Source organism: Burkholderia sp. MSMB1459WGS, from assembly GCF_001534535.1.
GTDB lineage: Bacteria > Pseudomonadota > Gammaproteobacteria > Burkholderiales > Burkholderiaceae > Burkholderia.
In genome coordinates this window covers 125483-142293 of the sequence record NZ_LPMU01000034.1, presented here as the reverse complement: position 1 = coordinate 142293, position 16811 = coordinate 125483, and the positions used below count along the sequence as shown (strand labels likewise).

15 protein-coding genes are annotated in these 16811 nt (G+C 67.0%); 4 read left to right on the top strand and 11 right to left on the bottom strand.

The features are described from left to right. Positions 1 to 367: 367 nt before the first annotated feature. The 6 genes from phaP to WT97_RS13945 all read right to left on the bottom strand — a co-directional run bounded on the left by phaP (position 368) and on the right by WT97_RS13945 (position 5416). Positions 368 to 952, bottom strand: a complete 585-nt coding sequence (phaP, locus tag WT97_RS13970) for a TIGR01841 family phasin (protein ID WP_059506684.1) — start codon at positions 950 to 952, stop codon at positions 368 to 370. Between the two features lie 496 nt (positions 953 to 1448). Further along, entirely contained in the window at positions 1449 to 2213 is a 765-nt protein-coding gene (locus WT97_RS13965) for a ParA family protein (RefSeq protein ID WP_034208399.1), read from the bottom strand. 100 nt (positions 2214 to 2313) lie between these two features. Further along, entirely contained in the window at positions 2314 to 2937 is a 624-nt protein-coding gene (locus WT97_RS13960; RefSeq protein WP_060353633.1) for a DNA-3-methyladenine glycosylase, read from the bottom strand. Beyond that, the gene (mug, locus tag WT97_RS13955; RefSeq protein ID WP_060353632.1) at positions 2924 to 3454 is read right to left on the bottom strand and encodes a G/U mismatch-specific DNA glycosylase; all 531 of its coding nucleotides are present in this window, start codon (positions 3452 to 3454) and stop codon (positions 2924 to 2926) included. The genes WT97_RS13960 and mug overlap by 14 nt, the downstream gene beginning before the upstream one ends. 122 nt (positions 3455 to 3576) lie before the next feature. Continuing rightward, a complete protein-coding gene (locus WT97_RS13950) occupies positions 3577 to 4125 on the bottom strand; it encodes a single-stranded DNA-binding protein (RefSeq protein ID WP_059506677.1) in 549 nt (182 codons plus the stop codon). A 103-nt stretch (positions 4126 to 4228) separates the two neighbouring features. Then, positions 4229 to 5416, bottom strand: a complete 1188-nt coding sequence (locus WT97_RS13945; RefSeq protein ID WP_059506675.1) for an MFS transporter — start codon at positions 5414 to 5416, stop codon at positions 4229 to 4231. Positions 5417 to 5679: 263 nt separating this feature from the next. On the opposite strand from WT97_RS13945, the gene uvrA reads away from it, so the two are divergent. Then, the gene (gene uvrA, locus WT97_RS13940; RefSeq protein WP_059506673.1) at positions 5680 to 8565 is read left to right on the top strand and encodes an excinuclease ABC subunit UvrA; all 2886 of its coding nucleotides are present in this window, start codon (positions 5680 to 5682) and stop codon (positions 8563 to 8565) included. Positions 8566 to 8827: 262 nt separating this feature from the next. Continuing rightward, positions 8828 to 9910 carry an AI-2E family transporter gene (locus WT97_RS13935; protein ID WP_059506671.1) on the top strand — a complete coding sequence of 361 codons (1083 nt, stop codon included), beginning with the start codon at positions 8828 to 8830 and terminating at the stop codon, positions 9908 to 9910. Positions 9911 to 10001: 91 nt separating this feature from the next. Here the strand turns inward: WT97_RS13935 and purU are convergent, their stop codons facing one another. From purU to WT97_RS13910, 5 genes are all read right to left on the bottom strand, one after another. Then, positions 10002 to 10886, bottom strand: a complete 885-nt coding sequence (purU, locus tag WT97_RS13930) for a formyltetrahydrofolate deformylase (protein ID WP_059506669.1) — start codon at positions 10884 to 10886, stop codon at positions 10002 to 10004. 61 nt (positions 10887 to 10947) lie between these two features. Then, the gene (locus tag WT97_RS13925) at positions 10948 to 11814 is read right to left on the bottom strand and encodes a DUF4743 domain-containing protein (RefSeq protein ID WP_060035679.1); all 867 of its coding nucleotides are present in this window, start codon (positions 11812 to 11814) and stop codon (positions 10948 to 10950) included. 5 nt (positions 11815 to 11819) lie between these two features. Continuing rightward, a complete protein-coding gene (locus tag WT97_RS13920; protein ID WP_059506667.1) occupies positions 11820 to 12434 on the bottom strand; it encodes a LysE family translocator in 615 nt (204 codons plus the stop codon). 81 nt (positions 12435 to 12515) lie between these two features. Continuing rightward, on the bottom strand, positions 12516 to 13082 hold the full coding sequence (locus WT97_RS13915) for an adenine phosphoribosyltransferase (protein ID WP_034178636.1): 567 nt from the start codon (positions 13080 to 13082) through the stop codon (positions 12516 to 12518). A 77-nt stretch (positions 13083 to 13159) separates the two neighbouring features. Beyond that, the gene (locus WT97_RS13910; protein ID WP_034208410.1) at positions 13160 to 15166 is read right to left on the bottom strand and encodes a monovalent cation:proton antiporter family protein; all 2007 of its coding nucleotides are present in this window, start codon (positions 15164 to 15166) and stop codon (positions 13160 to 13162) included. A 125-nt stretch (positions 15167 to 15291) separates the two neighbouring features. On the opposite strand from WT97_RS13910, the gene kdsD reads away from it, so the two are divergent. Together kdsD and WT97_RS13900 are read left to right on the top strand one after the other, a co-directional pair. Continuing rightward, complete coding sequence (gene kdsD, locus WT97_RS13905) at positions 15292 to 16275, top strand: arabinose 5-phosphate isomerase KdsD (protein ID WP_059506663.1); 984 nt, start codon at positions 15292 to 15294, stop codon at positions 16273 to 16275. Then, positions 16275 to 16811 (top strand): HAD family hydrolase, encoded by a 537-nt coding sequence (locus WT97_RS13900; protein WP_059506661.1) that lies wholly within the window; start codon positions 16275 to 16277, stop codon positions 16809 to 16811. The genes kdsD and WT97_RS13900 overlap by 1 nt, the downstream gene beginning before the upstream one ends.

Sequence of the window (16811 nt, the reverse complement as noted above, 5' to 3'; positions counted from 1 at the left end):
GCCGCAATCTTTGCCAGCGAGCCGCCGAATTTGCCGACCGCGGTCCGCGCGGCCGATACGATCACTACATCCGTCATGTTCAATCCCTGCGTTGAAATCAGTTCGTCGTTCTGACGCCGGCACGAGGCGGCAGCACGTGGCGATGGCGTGCGCCGGGCCATCCGGCCCGAGCGCGGCCGCATGGCGCCGCATGGCGGGCAGCATCCGTTCGCACCGGCGGCACGGCACACCGCGGCACGGGCAACCGTGCACGGTCGTCTTGCGGCGCACCGGGCGTTCGCCGGACCCCGCGTGGCACACGCGGCGTCCGGCGTCATCCGGCGCCGGTCAATCGTGTCGCGCCTGCGCGCGACACGCACTCACGCGGTTACGCTGCCGATTCGCGCGCAGCCGCTGCGTCCTTGCGGGCGGCGGCCGCCGTCTGCTTGGCGCCGCGCGTGGCCGTTTCGCTGACCGCATCGAAGCCGCTCTGCGCCGCTTCGAGCGCCTGACCCGTCGCCGCACGCACGGAGTCGGCCGCGGCGCTCGCCGCGGACAGCGCCGAATTCAGCGCGGCCACCACCGGCGCCGAGCCGGCCGGCGCATGCTTCGACAGTTCGCCGAGCACGTCCTTCAGACGCTTGTCGTTCTGCTCGTACTGCGCCTGCGCGACCTTCGCCCATTCGGACTGGGTCGACACCGCGATGTCGAACAGATGGCGGCCGTACGACACGACCTTGCCGGCCGCTTCCTGCGGCGCGGCAACCTGCTGCGCGAAACCTGCGGCCGGGTTGTTGCCGTTGAACGCGTTCTTCAGCTTGTCCTCGTATTCCTCGAGCGCCGTCCTGGCCGCCTGCAGGTTGAGTTCGACGACGGCCTCGAAACCGTGGATCGCCGGACGGGCGATCGCGAACCAGGCGGCGATACCGGATTGATAATCGGCGGCGAGTTTTTCGGGGGCAAATACGGACATCGGGCACGCTCCTGTTAGCAATGCGAGAGACGACTTGAGAAAAAATGGAAGCTTGATCGACACCCGCTTCCTTATTGACAACCCGTCACCCATTTGGGCGCGGGCAGTTGAAGGAAGCCATTCTAGAGCGATTAATTGTCAATTAAGTGGCATTAATGATAGGTATAAACCCTTATTACCCTTTAGAGCGACCGCCGAAGCTTGCGGGGCGCCGACCTCGCAACCCTGATCTCGCCTGCTCCGACCCGCAATGCATTTTTACCTTTTGCAGCATAGCGTAACCTGGTGTCGCGCAATATTTACCAATTCATTATTCTGCTTATTAGAAAACCGGCCCTCTTTGGAAATCAAAAACCATCTGTGAAATCGTTTTTCTGGATTTTCCATGAAATCGTTTTCGGCCTTATTAATAACGAATTCAATAATCGGACGAATTACGGGACGCGATAAAAAAGGCCGCTTGAAGCGGCCCCGGTCGACGCGGTCGGGCGCGGGATCAGCCGGCCAGTTCGCGATGCAGCGCGCGAAACTCCTGCGCGAGCTTGTGCGTCGGTTCGAGATGGATCACCGGCGTCGACTGCTGATGCGATTCGCGGATCTTCACCGACGCGGACAACCGCGACGCGAGTACCGGCAACCCTTCGTCGACGAGTTCGTCGACCAGCCGTTGCGGCAGGCTCGCGCGCGGCTGGAACTGGTTGATGACGATCCCTTCCACCTCGAGCGCCGCGTTGTGGTCCTGCTGGATTTCCTTCACGTTCTCGAGCAGCGTGTACAGCGCGCGGCGCGAGAAATCGTCGCAGTCGAACGGGATCAGGCAGCGTTCGACCGCGATCAGCGCCGAGCGCGTATAGAAATTCAGCGCGGGCGGCGTGTCGATGTATACGGCGTCGTACATGTCGAGCTCGTTCAGCGCATCGCGCAACTTGTAGATCTTGTAGCGCGATTCGAGCTTGCCGTGCAGCGTGTCGAGATCCGGATGCGCAGGCATCACGTCGAGCCCGTCGAACGGGGTCGCGTGGATGAACGACGCGATGTCCACCGGACGGAAGTTGAAGGTCAGCGCGGTTTCGAAGAAGCCGGCGACGCCCGGTTGCGCGTCGGCCGCGGCGTCGCCGAGCAGGTAGCGCGTCGAGTTCGCCTGAGCATCGAGATCGATGACGAGCGTGCGCAATCCTTCGCTCGCACTGATCGCTGCCAGGTTGCAGACGATCGTCGACTTGCCCACGCCGCCCTTCTGGTTGAATACGACCCGCCGCATGGTGTCCCCTCGATCGAAACGTCGAAACGGCCAGCTTAGCCGGTCAATCATGGCGGCGGCGTGACGCGGGTCGAATTGGGCGCGACTTGTGCGGCAGCCGTTACCTGCGCGGCACCACGCCCGATACGTACCGGTTGCCGGGCACGCTCCACCGCCACGGCAGATCCTGGCCGACGCGAATGCCGATGCGCGGCCCGCCCGCCAGATCGGCGGGCGGCGCCATCCCGTCGTCGACGATCGCGAACTCTTCATGCGCGCCGACCAGGTCGACGCCATCCTGCGCGCCGCCGATCCCCATCGCCTGCGTCAACCGCGCCGGCCCGCGGCACAGGTCGCGATCGCGCGTGCGCGGCGGCCGCGCCGCACGCATCCGCTCGAGCCCGTGCAGCGGCTCCAGCGCGCGGATCAGCACGCCCGTTCCCGCGCCGTCCGGGCCGCACACGCAGTTGCAGCACCAGTGCATGCCGTACGTGAAATAAACGTAGAAGTGCCCGGGCGGCCCGAACATCGTCGCGTTGCGCGGCGTCTTGCCGCGATAGGTGTGCGCGGCCGGATCGAGCGCGCCCGCATACGCTTCCACTTCGACGATGCGGCCGGCCCGGCCGTCCGCGGCCGCGAGGATCTTGTTGAGCAGCTGCGGCGCCACCTCGGTGGCCATGCGGTTGAAGAATGCGCGCGGCACGATGGTGCCGGGCCATGGAGCCGCGGTCTTACTGCGTCGCATCGTGCTTCTCCGCCGTCGCCGCGAGACGAAGCTCACGATACGCATCGACCAGATCGTCGAGCGCGAATGCGAGGTTTCTCCCGCTGGGGTTGGGCAGCACCCACACCCGCGCTTGCCGGATGCGCGATGGCTGCGATCCCCACGCGACTTCGCGCTGCCCCGACAGCGCCGAATACGCCGCCTTGCCGAGAAACGCGACGAAGCGCGGCGCATGCTGCGCGACCTTGTGTTCGAACGCGGCGGCCGCGGCCATGAATTCCGCGCGCGAAAGCTGATCGGCACGCGCGGTCGGTCGCGGCACCACGGCCGTCAGCCCGCAGCCGTAACGGAGTATCGCGCGATCGTCCTGCGGCGCAAGCTCCGTCGGCGTGAAACCCGCGAGATGGATCACGCGCCAGAAGCGGTTGTTTCTTCCCGCGAAGTGATGGCCGGTCGCGGCCGCGATCAGGCCGGGATTGATCCCGCAGAACAGGACGTCGAGACGGGGAGCAATGAGGTCGGGGAGTGCGTCAGCCACGTTTCATCCCGAGCGCGGCAGGCAGGCGCGACGTAAACGAAGCAAGGCCCGAAAACCCGGGCCAAGCGACTGGCTTGACTCGGACATTCGGGCCCATCGTGATGCGGGGGTGCGACTTGCGATCAGAACGGAATATCGTCGTCCATCTCGTCGAACCCGCCGCCTGCCGGTGCGCTCGGACGGCTCTGGCCGCCGCCACCCGCACCGCCACGCGTCGCGCCGCCGGCACGACCGCCGCCACCGCCGCGCTCCGCCTGCTCGCCGCGGCCGCCGCCACCACCGTAGCCGCCGCCATAACCGCCTTCGTCACCGCCGCCACCGCCGCCGCCCGAACCACCGCGGCCGCCGAGCATCTGCATCTGTTCGGCAACGATTTCGGTCGAGTAACGGTCCTGGCCGTCCTGGCCCTGCCACTTGCGCGTACGGATGCGGCCTTCGATATAGACCGACGAACCCTTCTTCAGGTATTCGCTGACGATTTCCGCCAGACGGCCGAAGAACGCGACGCGATGCCACTCGGTCATTTCCTTGAAATCGCCGCTCGCCTTGTCCTTGTAGCGATCGGTCGTCGCGAGACGGATGTTCGCAACCGCGTCGCCGCTCGGCAGGTAACGGACTTCAGGATCGGCGCCGAGGTTGCCGACGAGGATGACCTTGTTGACGGATGCCATGTGTTTCTCCAGTAAATTCGATGCGGGGCCGCCCGCGAAAGCCGTCGGAGCGGCCCGCCGGGCGAGCCGGCGAACGCCGCCCGTGCCTGCCCGACGATCAGATTCAGGCCTTGCGCGGCGGCGCTTTCATGCTGGCCGCGATTATAAGCCACGCGGCAACGAGCCCCGAACACGTGTAGAACACCGTGTTCGCCCCGCCGTGCTTCAGCAGCCAGCCGCCCACGATGCCGCCGAGCGCGAGCCCGACCGACTGCGTGGTGTTGTAGACACCCGTGGCCGCGCCCTTGCGCGAACCCGGCGCGAGCTTCGACACGAGCGACGGCTGCGACGCTTCCAGGATGTTGAACCCGAGGAAGTACACGAACAGGATCGCCGCCACAATCAGAATGGTATGCGGTGCGCTGCCGAGCAACAATTGGCCGATCAGGATAGCCAGAATGCCGCCGAGCAGCACCGGCTTCATCTTGCCCCGCTTTTCCGCGACGATGATCGCCGGCACCATCATCACGAACGCAAGCCCCATCACCGGCAGGTAGACCTTCCAGTGCGCGGCGACCGGCAGCCCGCCGTCCACCAGCAGGCGCGGCACGACGAGGAACAGCGCCGTCTGCGTCGCATGCAGCACCAGCACGCCGAAGTTCAGGCGCAGCAGCTCGACGTTGTGCAGCACCTCGGCGAACGGCGCGGGCACGTGCACGGGCTTGGCCGCGTCGGGCACGATCCACAGCACGACGCCGATCGCGAGGATCGACAGCACGCCGACGATCGCGAACAGTCCGCTCATCCCGACCCAGTGGAACACGATCGGCGCGCCGACGATCGCGACCGCGAACGACACGCCGATCGAGCCGCCGACCATCGCCATCGCCTTCGTGCGGTTCTGCTCGGAGGTCAGGTCGGCGATGAACGCGAGCACCGCGGACGACACCGCGCCCATCCCCTGGATCACGCGGCCGACGATGATCCACGTGATGTCGTGCGCGAACGCGGCGACGAAGCTGCCGAGCGCGAAGATCACGAGGCCCGTTGCGATCACCGGCTTGCGGCCGAACTTGTCGGACGCCCAGCCGTAGAAGATATAGAACAGCGACTGCGTGACGCCGTAGGCCCCGAGCGCGATACCGACGAGCAGCACGTTGTCGCCGCCCGGGATGGTTTTCGCGTAGACCGAGAACACCGGCATGATCATGAACAGGCCGAGCATGCGCAGCGCGAAGATCGCCGCGAGCGACGTGGTCGCGCGCAGTTCGGGCGCGGTCATGCGGGAAGACGTGGCAGACGGATTGGACATCGGGAATGAATTTCGAATGATCGGAATGTCCGCCCGGCGGCGGGCGGCGGAAGATCAGGACCGGCGGCCTGGCGGCCTTTCGGGCCACACGTCGGGGCCGGATGCAGGCGGCCTGCGGGCCGCCCGGAACGTGCGGCGCGACCGCTTTCCCCGGCGCAGGTGTCGCCTTGCTGCCACCTGCTGTAAAGGCTGGGGGCCGTAAACGACGGTCTCGAAAAGCCGTTATAGTAGCAGGTTTGGTTCCCTCCATTTTCGCCAGGTTCATGGAACAGATCCGTATCCGTGGGGCACGCACCCACAACCTGAAAAACGTCAATCTCGACCTGCCGCGCCACAAGCTGGTCGTGATTACCGGGTTGTCCGGGTCGGGCAAGTCGTCGCTCGCGTTCGATACCCTTTATGCCGAAGGCCAGCGCCGCTACGTGGAAAGCCTGTCCGCGTACGCCCGCCAGTTCCTGCAGCTGATGGAGAAGCCCGACGTCGACCTGATCGAGGGGCTGTCGCCGGCGATCTCGATCGAGCAGAAGGCAACGTCCCACAATCCGCGTTCGACCGTCGGCACGGTCACCGAAATCCACGACTACCTGCGACTTTTGTACGCACGTGTCGGCACCCCGTACTGCCCCGACCACGACATCCCGCTCGAGGCGCAAAGCGTGTCGCAGATGGTCGACGCGGCGCTCGCGCTGCCCGAGGAAACCAAGCTGATGATCCTCGCGCCCGTCGTCGCGAACCGCAAGGGCGAGCACGTCGAGCTGTTCGAGGAGATGCAGGCGCAGGGCTTCGTGCGCTTTCGCGTGCGCTCGGGCGGCGGCGCCGCGAACGAAGGCGTCGCGAAGATCTACGAGGTCGAGTCGCTGCCGAAGCTGAAGAAGAACGACAAGCACACGATCGACGTCGTCGTCGATCGCCTGAAGGTGCGCCCGGACATGAAGCAGCGGCTCGCCGAATCGTTCGAGACGGCGCTGCGCCTCGCCGACGGCCGCGCGATCGCGCTCGAGATGGATACCGACCGCGAGCACCTGTTCAGCTCGAAGTTCGCGTGCCCGGTCTGCTCGTACTCGCTGCAGGAGCTCGAGCCGCGCCTGTTCTCGTTCAACAACCCGATGGGCGCGTGCCCGGAATGCGACGGCCTCGGTCAGATCACGTTCTTCGACCCGAAGCGGGTCGTCGCGCACCCGTCGCTGTCGCTCGCCGCCGGCGCGGTGAAGGGCTGGGACCGCCGCAACCAGTTCTACTTCCAGATGCTGCAGAGCCTCGCGGCCTTCTACGAATTCGACATCGACGCCGCGTTCGAGGATCTGCCCGAAAAGATCCGGAAGGTGCTGCTGTTCGGCTCGGGCAAGCAGACGATTCCGTTCTCGTACATCAACGAGCGCGGCCGCACGACGATCCGCGAGCACGTGTTCGAAGGGATCATCCCGAATCTGGAGCGCCGCTACCGCGAGACCGATTCGGTCGCGGTGCGCGAAGAGCTGTCGAAATACCAGAACAACCAGCCGTGCCCGTCTTGCGACGGCACGCGCCTGCGCCGCGAGGCGCGCCACGTGCGGATCGGCACCGGCGACCACGCGCGCGGCATCTATGAAATCAGCGGCTGGCCGCTGCGCGACGCGCTCGGCTATTTCGACGGGCTGACGCTCGAAGGCGCGAAGCGCGAGATCGCCGACAAGGTGATCAAGGAAATCGTCGCGCGCCTGACGTTCCTGAACAACGTCGGCCTCGATTACCTGTCGCTCGAGCGCAGCGCCGAAACGCTGTCGGGCGGCGAGGCGCAGCGGATCCGGCTCGCGTCGCAGATCGGCTCGGGCCTCACGGGCGTGATGTACGTGCTCGACGAGCCGTCGATCGGGCTGCACCAGCGCGACAACGACCGCCTGATCGCGACGCTCAAGCATCTGCGCGACCTCGGCAACTCGGTGATCGTCGTCGAGCACGACGAGGACATGATCCGCACGGCCGACTACGTCGTCGACATGGGCCCCGGCGCGGGCGAGCACGGCGGCATCGTGGTCGCCGAAGGCACGCCGAAGCAGGTGCAGTCGAACCCGCAATCGCTGACCGGCCAGTATCTGGTCGGCAAGCGCGTCATCGAGTACCCGGACGAGCGGCTCGCACCCGATCCGGAGCGGATGCTGCGCATCGTCGACGCGCACGGCAACAACCTGAAGCACGTCGATCTCGAACTGCCGGTCGGACTGCTGACCTGCATCACCGGCGTGTCGGGCTCCGGCAAGTCGACGCTGATCAACGACACGCTGTATCACGCGGTCGCGCGCCACCTGTACGGCTCGGCTGCCGAGCCGGCGCCGCACGAGGCGATCGAGGGCCTCGAGCACTTCGACAAGGTGATCAACGTCGACCAGTCGCCGATCGGCCGCACGCCGCGCTCGAACCCGGCCACGTACACCGGCCTGTTCACGCCGATCCGCGAGCTGTTCTCGGGCGTGCCGACCGCGAAGGAGCGCGGCTACGATCCGGGCCGCTTCTCGTTCAACGTGAAGGGCGGCCGCTGCGAATCGTGCCAGGGCGACGGCGTGCTGAAGGTCGAGATGCACTTCCTGCCGGACGTCTACGTGCCGTGCGACGTGTGCCACGGCAAGCGCTACAACCGCGAAACGCTCGAAGTGCAGTACAAGGGCAAGAACATCAGCGAAGTGCTCGACATGACGGTCGAGCACGCGTACGAGTTCTTCAGCGCGGTGCCCGTCATCGCGCGCAAGCTGAAGACGCTGCTCGACGTCGGCCTCGGCTACATCCGCCTCGGCCAGTCGGCCACGACGCTGTCGGGCGGCGAGGCGCAGCGCGTGAAGCTGTCGCTGGAGCTGAGCAAGCGCGACACCGGCCGCACGCTGTACATCCTCGACGAGCCGACCACCGGCCTGCACTTCCACGACATCGCGCTGCTGCTGGAAGTGATCCACCGGCTGCGCGACCAGGGCAACACGGTCGTGATCATCGAGCACAACCTCGACGTGATCAAGACGGCCGACTGGGTGATCGACCTCGGCCCCGAAGGCGGCGCCGGCGGCGGCCAGATCATCGCGCAGGGCACGCCCGAGCAGGTCGCGAAGACGAAGGCGAGCTTCACCGGCAAGTACCTCGCGCCGCTGCTCAAGCGTCCGACCCGCAAAGTCGCGGCCGGCTGACGCCGTTCCGCCGGCTCCGCCCTTCCCCGCGCGCGGCGGCCAGCCGCGCGCGTGTCGACGGCAGGCCGCCCCCTCGTTTTCCCTTCTGCGTTTACACCACGCGCCAAACGGCCCGTTTGCGGACCATAATGGCAGCTATACTTTACGGTCGTAAGGTTCGCCATCCGCACCAATCCGGTGCAGCATCGGGCGACCGGCATCGGGCGACCGGCGCTCTGCCTCGCGCTGCGCGGCACGACACACCGAGGGACAGGAATCCACGATGGAGAAGCAACAAGAGTCGCGCGACACGCAGAACCGCGAGCCGCACCTGCGCAGCGTGCGGCTGACGAGCGACTTGAGCCTGCCGAAGCTGTCGGCGCTCGAGATCGGCAGTTATCTCTTCGCGCTCGTCATGATGTGGCTCGTCCTCGAGCTCCGGCTGCTCGGCGGGATGCTGGCCGGCCTGCTCGTCTATCAGCTGATCCACACGATCGCGCCCGTGATCGAACGCCATACCACGAGCATGCGCGCGCGCTGGGTCGCCGTCGTGCTGCTGTCGATCGCGATCGTCGGCGGGCTCACCGGCCTGACGATCGGCATCATCGAGCATTTCGAGCACACGGTGCCGAACCTGCAGAGCTTGCTCGACCAGTTGATGCAGATCGTCGAACAGACGCGCGCGCGCACGCCGGCGTGGATCGCCAATCTGCTGCCCGTCGACGTCGAACAGATGAAGACGAAGGCGGCCGTGCTGATGCATTCGCACATGGACCAGCTCCAGCAAAGCGGCAAGAGCGTCGCGCGCGGCTTCGGCCACGTGCTGTTCGGGATGATCATCGGCGCGATGATCGCGATCGGCGTCGAGCAGGGCAAGGTGCGCCGGCCGCTGTCGACCGCGCTCGTCACACGCGTGTCGCGCTTCGCCGATGCGTTCCGCCGCATCGTGTTCGCGCAGATCAAGATCTCGGCGATCAACGCGGCCTTCACCGGCATCTACCTGCTCGTCGCGCTGCCGATCTTCCACCAGCGGCTGCCGCTGTCGAAAACGCTCGTGCTCGTCACGTTCATCGTCGGCCTGCTGCCCGTGATCGGCAACCTGATCTCGAACACGCTGATCGTCGCGGTGTCGCTGTCGGTCAGCATGGGCACCGCGATCGCGTCGCTCGCGTTCCTCGTGGTCATCCACAAGCTCGAATATTTCCTGAACGCGAAGATCATTGGCGGCCAGATCGAGTCGCGCGCGTGGGAGCTGCTATTGGCGATGCTGATCATGGAAGCCGCGTTCGGGCTGCCGGGCGTGATCGCAGCGCCGATCTTCTATGCGTACCTGAAACGCGAGTTGTACCTGCTGCGGCTGATCTGAAGCCGCCCGCTCGCCAACGGCAAAAAAAATGCCGCGCCCGGTGAAGGGCGCGGCATTTTTGCTTCCGGAACCCACTGTTCGGGTTGGCCGATCAGCGGAACACGACCGTCTTCGTCCCGTTCAGCACGATCCGGTGCTCGACGTGCCACTTCACCGCGCGTGCGAGCGTCACGCACTCGACGTCGCGGCCGATCGCGGTCAGCTGGTCGGGCGTCATGCTGTGGTCGACGCGCTCGACTTCCTGCTCGATGATCGGGCCTTCGTCGAGATCGGTCGTCACGTAGTGCGCGGTCGCGCCGATCAGCTTCACGCCGCGGTCGAACGCCTGGTAGTAAGGCTTCGCGCCCTTGAAGCTCGGCAGGAACGAATGGTGGATGTTGATCGCGCGCCCGGCGAGCTGCTCGCACATGTTCGGCGACAGGATCTGCATGTAGCGCGCGAGCACGACGAGATCGGCCTGATGCTCGTCGATCACTTCCAGCACGCGCGCTTCCTGCGCCGCCTTCGCGGCATCGGACGACCCGCCGACCAGCGGGAAGTGATGGAACGGAATGTTGTAGCTCGCGGCGAGCTGATAGAACTCCTTGTGATTCGACACGATCGCCGGAATCTCGATCGGCAACTGGCCGGTGCGATAGCGGAACAGCAGGTCGTTCAGGCAGTGGCCGATCTTCGACACCATGATCACGACGCGCGGCTTCACGGCCGCATCGTGCAGCTCCCAGCGCATCGAGAACTGTTCGGCAAGCGGCGCGAATTCCTTGCGAAGCGTGTCGAGCGCCGACGCGGCATCCACGCCGCCGCCGTCCTGCTCGAAGTGCACGCGCATGAAGAACTCGCCGGTGCGGCTGTCGCCGAACTGCGCGGAATCGAGGATGTTGTTGCTGCGCTCGAACAGGAAGCCCGAGACCGCATGGACGATGCCGTGCCGGTCGGGGCACGACAGTTTCAAGATAAAGCTGTGATCGGTCGGCATGACCGCTACTCCCATTGTTTCCGTATTCGTCAAATTGCCCGTTCGCGCCGCGCGGCGCGCGTCACGCGGCCGGTACGAACAGCGCGTCGATGCCGGCCGCGTCGGCCGCCGGAATCCAGCGGTGGCGCAGCAGCGTATCGAGCGTCGCGAGGCTCGCATCCATCGTCGCGCGGCCTTCGCGCAACCAGCCGATCACCTCCGGCACGCCGGCCAGCAGGTGTTCGGCCACTTCGCCGTCCTGGTTGCGCGGCGCGAAGTCGTGCGGCAGCGGCAGGTCGTACACGAAGATCAGTTCAGACTGCGTGCCTTCCGGCAGCGCGTTCAGCACCTGTACCGCGCGGCCCGCGATCGCACGCGCCGCCAGGTCGGCCGGAATGCCGGCTTCTTCCCAGCATTCCTTCGCGAGCGTCTCGTGAACGCCCAGCCCCCAGCCGATCCCGCCGGCGACGACGTTGTCGAGCATGCCGGGGTCCGTGGCCTTGGTCGCGCTGCGGCGGCCGAGCCACAGCTTCGGCGTGGCCGCGGCGGCCGGCTCGCCCGGCGTAACCGCGTATTCTACGATGCCGTTCACGTGCACCGCATAGGTCTGCGTGCCGAAGAAGCGCGACGCGGCGCGCTCGATGTACGCGAGCGGCGGATCGTCGAAGCGGTTGCGGATCGCATAAATCTCGTCGCGCCAGCCGGGAATCGCGCCTTCGGCGGCGAGCGCGCCGATCGCGCTGGCGAGCGCCATGCTGCGCGCGTCGACCGAATCGTAGCGCGCCGACAGCACGACCCGCTCGCCGGTCAGCTCGAACACGTCGGGCCAGCGCGCGAGCTTGGCGACGTCCCGGCGGCGCACCCAGCCGACCGCCTGGCCGGCGATCTCGAAACGCAGGTGCGCGGCCGGATCGAAGCGGCGCGCGGCCGCGATGCAGGGAAACGTCATCGCGCTCAATCCTTCAGCGCGACCCGGATGCCGATCGCGATGAACGTCGCGCCGGCGATCCGGTCGAGCCACACGCCGGCCTTCGGGCGACGCTTCAGCCACGCGCCGATCATGCCCGCGCCGACGCCGAACAGCGAGAAGACCGCGGCCGTCTGCAGCATGAACAGCGCGCCGAGCTCGAACATCTGCAGCGTCACGCCCTGCGCGCCGTGCGGATCGACGAACTGCGGCAGGAACACGACGAAGAACAGCGTGACCTTCGGGTTCATCAGGTTGCCGATCACGCTCTGCCGGAAAATCGCGCCGAGCGGCTGCGGCGGGCGCGCATGCGCATTCGCGAGGCCCTGGCTGCGCAGCGCCTTGATGCCGATCCACACGAGGTACGCGGCGCCCGCGAGCTTCAGGATCTGGAACGCGACCGGCGACGAACGCAGCACGGCCGCGACGCCGAGCGCCGCGAGCGTCGTGTGGAACAGGATCCCCGCCGTGAAGCCGAGCGCGGCGACGAAGCCGGCCGCGCGGCCCTGCGAGATGCCGCGTGCGAGCACCTGCAGGTTGTCGGGCCCCGGCGCGAGCGTGATCGCGATCGACGTGGCGAGAAACAGCATGAAGTTGGGCATCGTGACCTCGCTGCGTAGCGTGACCCGGGTGAACCGGGTGAACCGGGCAAGCCGGGGCGGTACCCCGGGGCGGACCGGCGTTCAGTGGCCGGAGAATTCGGTAACGGTATAGACGGGCAGGCCGGCGTTGCGCAGCAACGCGGAGCCGCCGAGATCGGGCAGGTCGATGATCGCCGCGCCTTCGACGACCACTGCGCCGAGCCGCTGCAGCAGGTTGCGCCCCGCCATCATCGTGCCGCCGGTCGCGATCAGGTCGTCCATGATGATCACGCGGTCGCCGGGGCGGCACGCATCTTCGTGGATCTCGACCGTCGCGCTGCCGTATTCGAGGTCGTACGATTCCGAACGGGTCTTGTACGGCAGCTTGCCGACCTTGCGGATCGGCACGAAGCCGACGCTCAGCTCGTACGCGACGATCGGCGCGATGATGAAGCCGCGCGCGTCGAGGCCCGCGACGTAATCGAGCTTCGCATCGACATAGCGTTCGACGAACAGGTCGACGAGGATGCGCAGCGCCTTCGGGCTCTGCAGCAGCGTCGTGATGTCGCGGAACTGCACGCCCGGCTGCGGCCAGTCGGGCACCGTGCGGATCTGGCTATGGATGAAGGCGACCGGATCGAGCGGTGCGCCCGACGACGAATGCGGCATGAAACTCTCCGAAAAAAACGGTGCGCGAAGATCGGGCACCGTTTCTGATCAATACGGGTCAGGTTGCGAATCGCGGCTCACGCAGCCGCGGCCGGCGGATCGCGCCGATGGCGCGACAACCGCTCCTCCGCGAGCGCGAGCGCCTCGGGCAGCCCGCGCAGCACCACGATGTCGCTCGCGCGCAGCTTGGTTTGCGGATCGGGTTCGACGCCGCGAATGCCGTGCCGGCGGATCGCGGTGACTTCCAGCCCGAGCGCGTACAGCCCGAGTTCTTCCAGCGAACGCCCGACCGCGTCCGCGCGCGCATCGACCGGCACCGATTGTAGCCGCACCTGCTCGTGATCGTCGTCGTCCGCATCGTCCGCGCCGCGGAAATAGCCGCGCAGCAGGCTGTAGCGCTCGTCGCGCATCTCCTCGACGCGCCGCACGACCTTGCGCATCGGTACGCCGACCAGCACCAGCGTATGCGACGCGAGCATCAGGCTGCCTTCGACGATCTCCGGAATCACCTCGGTCGCGCCGGCTGCGAGCAGCTTCTCCAGATCGGCATCGTCGACCGTGCGCACGATCGCCGGCAGCGTCGGCTCGAGCTCGTGCACGTGGTGCAGCACGCGCAGCGCGGACGGCGTGTTCGCGTAGGTGATCGCGACGGCCGCCGCACGGTGGATACCGGCCGCGAGCAGCGACTCGCGGCGCGCCGCGTCGCCGAACACGACCGATTCGCCGGCCGTCGCGGCCGCGCTGACGCGATCGGGATCGAGGTCGAGCGCGACGTACGAAATGCCTTCCTGCTCGAGCATGCGCGCCAGGTTCTGGCCCGCGCGGCCATAGCCGCAGATGATCACGTGGCCGCGCTGCTTGAGGCTTTGCGTCGCGATCCGCGTCATCTGCAGCGATTGCTGCATCCACTCCGTCGACGACAGCCGCATCACGATGCGGTCGGCGTTCTGGATCAGGAATGGCGCGGCGAGCATCGACAGCAGCATCGATGCGAGGATCGCCTGCAGCAGCGTCGAATCGACGAGATGCCGGTCGAGGATCAGGTTCAGCAGCACGAAGCCGAATTCGCCGGCCTGCGCGAGGCCGATCCCCGTGCGCATCGCCACGCCCGGCGTCGCGCCGAACAGCCGTGCGAGCCCCGCGATCATCGTCGCCTTGAACAGGATCTGCCCGACGAAAAAGCCGAGCACGATCAACGGATGCTCCCAGATCACGCGCGGATCGAGCAGCATCCCCGTCGTCACGAAGAACAGGCCGAGCAGCACATCGCGGAACGGCTTGATGTCCTCTTCCACCTGATGGCGGAACGGCGTCTCGGAAATGAGCATCCCCGCGATGAACGCGCCGAGCGCGAGCGACAGGCCGAAGCGGTCGGTGACGAACGCGGCGCCGAGCGTGACGAGCAGCAGGTTCAGCACGAACAGCTCCTGCGAGCGGCGCCGCGCGACGACGTTGAGCCAGCGCGTCATGAAACGCTGGCCGATGACCAGCAGCAGCGTGAGCGCGATCACGATCTTGAGCGCCGCGAAACCGAGCGTGATCGCGAGATCCTTCGACGATTCGGCGCCGAACGCGGCGATCACGATCAGCAGCGGCACGACCGCGAGATCCTGGAACAGCAGCACGCCGAAGATGTTGCGGCCGTGCTCCGTCTCGATCTCGAGCCGCTCGGCGAGCATCTTCGACACGATCGCCGTCGACGACATCGCGAGCGCGCCGCCGAGCGCGATGCTGCCCTGCCACGTGATGTGCACCCAGCGCTCGAACAGCACGCCGAGCACGAGCGCGAGCACGAGGGTCGCGACGACCTGCAGCAGGCCGAGCCCGAACACGAGCCGCTGCATCGCCCTCAGCTTCGCGAGCGAGAATTCGAGGCCGATCGAAAACATCAGGAACACCACGCCGAATTCCGCGAGGTGCTCGGCCCGTTCGAGATCTGCCGCGACGCCAAATGCGTGCGGGCCGACCAGGATGCCGACGGTCAGGTAGCCGAGCATCGGCGGCAGGTTCAGCGAGCGGAATACGACGACGCCCACCACCGAGGCCAGCAGCAGCAGCAGGGTCATTTCGAGCGGGGAAATCACAGGCGAAGCGTCCTCGTTCGTCGGGGCCACGGCAATGCGGGCGCGGGTGGTGGCGGTGGGCAGGCGACATCGGACGAGTCCGAAGGCGCGGCGCGGCGAACAAACGCCTTTGCTATACTCCGCGCATGATAGCGAAAATCAATGATGATCGGGCGCTCGCGCTCGCCCGCGACGTGCTCGACATCGAGGCGGACGCCGTGCGCGCGCTGCGCGACCAGCTCGACGGCGGCTTCGTCCAGGCCGTTGCGCTGCTGCTCGGCTGCCGCGGCCGCGTCGTGGTCTCCGGGATCGGCAAATCGGGGCATATCGCCCGCAAGATCGCGGCCACGCTGGCCAGCACCGGTACACCGGCCTTCTTCGTCCACCCTGCCGAGGCCAGCCACGGCGACCTCGGGATGGTCACCTCCGACGACGTCTTCATCGGCATCTCCTATTCCGGCGAATCGGAAGAGCTCGTCGCGATCCTGCCGCTCGTGAAGCGGATCGGCGCGAAGTTGATCGCGATCACGGGCCGCGCGGGGTCGAGCCTCGGCACGCTCGCCGACGTGAACCTGAACGCCGCGGTGTCGAAGGAAGCGTGCCCGCTGAACCTCGCGCCCACCGCGAGCACGACCGCCGCGCTCGCGCTCGGCGACGCGCTCGCCGTCGCCGTGCTCGACGCGCGCGGCTTCGGCTCGGAAGATTTCGCGCGCTCGCACCCGGGCGGCGCGCTCGGCCGGCGCCTGCTCACCTACGTGCGCGACGTGATGCGCTCGGGCGACGACGTCCCGTCCGTCGGGCTGAATGCAACGCTGTCGGACGCGCTGTTCCAGATCACCGCGAAGCGCCTCGGCATGACGGCCGTGGTCGACGCCGACGGCAAGGTCGTCGGCATCTTCACGGACGGCGACCTGCGCCGCGTGCTCGCGCGCGACGGCGACTTCCGCTCGCTGCCGATCACCGAAGTCATGACGCGCGACCCGCGCACGATCGCGCCGGATCACTTGGCGGTCGAGGCCGTGGAACTGATGGAGCGCCACCGGATCAACCAGATGCTGGTCGTCGATGCCGACGGCGCGCTGATCGGCGCGCTGAACATGCACGACCTGTTTTCGAAGAAGGTGATCTGATGAGCGCAGCGCTGACTGCGGCCGAACGCGCGAGCCGCGTGAAGCTGATGATTTTCGACGTCGACGGCGTACTGACCGACGGCGGCCTGTTGTTTACAGCGGCCGGCGACGCGATGAAGTCGTTCAATTCGCTCGACGGCCACGGCGTGAAGCTGCTCGGCGAAGCCGGCATCGCGACCGCGATCATCACGGGCCGCCGCTCGGACATCGTCGCGGCGCGCGCGAAGGAAATGAAGATCGCGCACCTGTTCCAGGGCGTCGAGAACAAGCTCGCCGTGTTCGCCGACCTGATCGCGTCGCTCGGCCTGACGGCCGACGCCTGCGGCTACATGGGCGACGACTGGCCCGACCTGCCGGTCATGCTGCGCTGCGGCTTCGCAGCGGCCCCCGCGAACGCGCACCCCGAGGTGATCGCCCGTGCGCACTGGGTCGCCGAAGCCCGCGGCGGCCACGGCGCCGTGCGCGAGGTCTGCGATGCGATCCTGCGCGCGCAGCGCCGCTACGACGCGCTGCTCGCCGCCGCCTGCGGAGCCTGA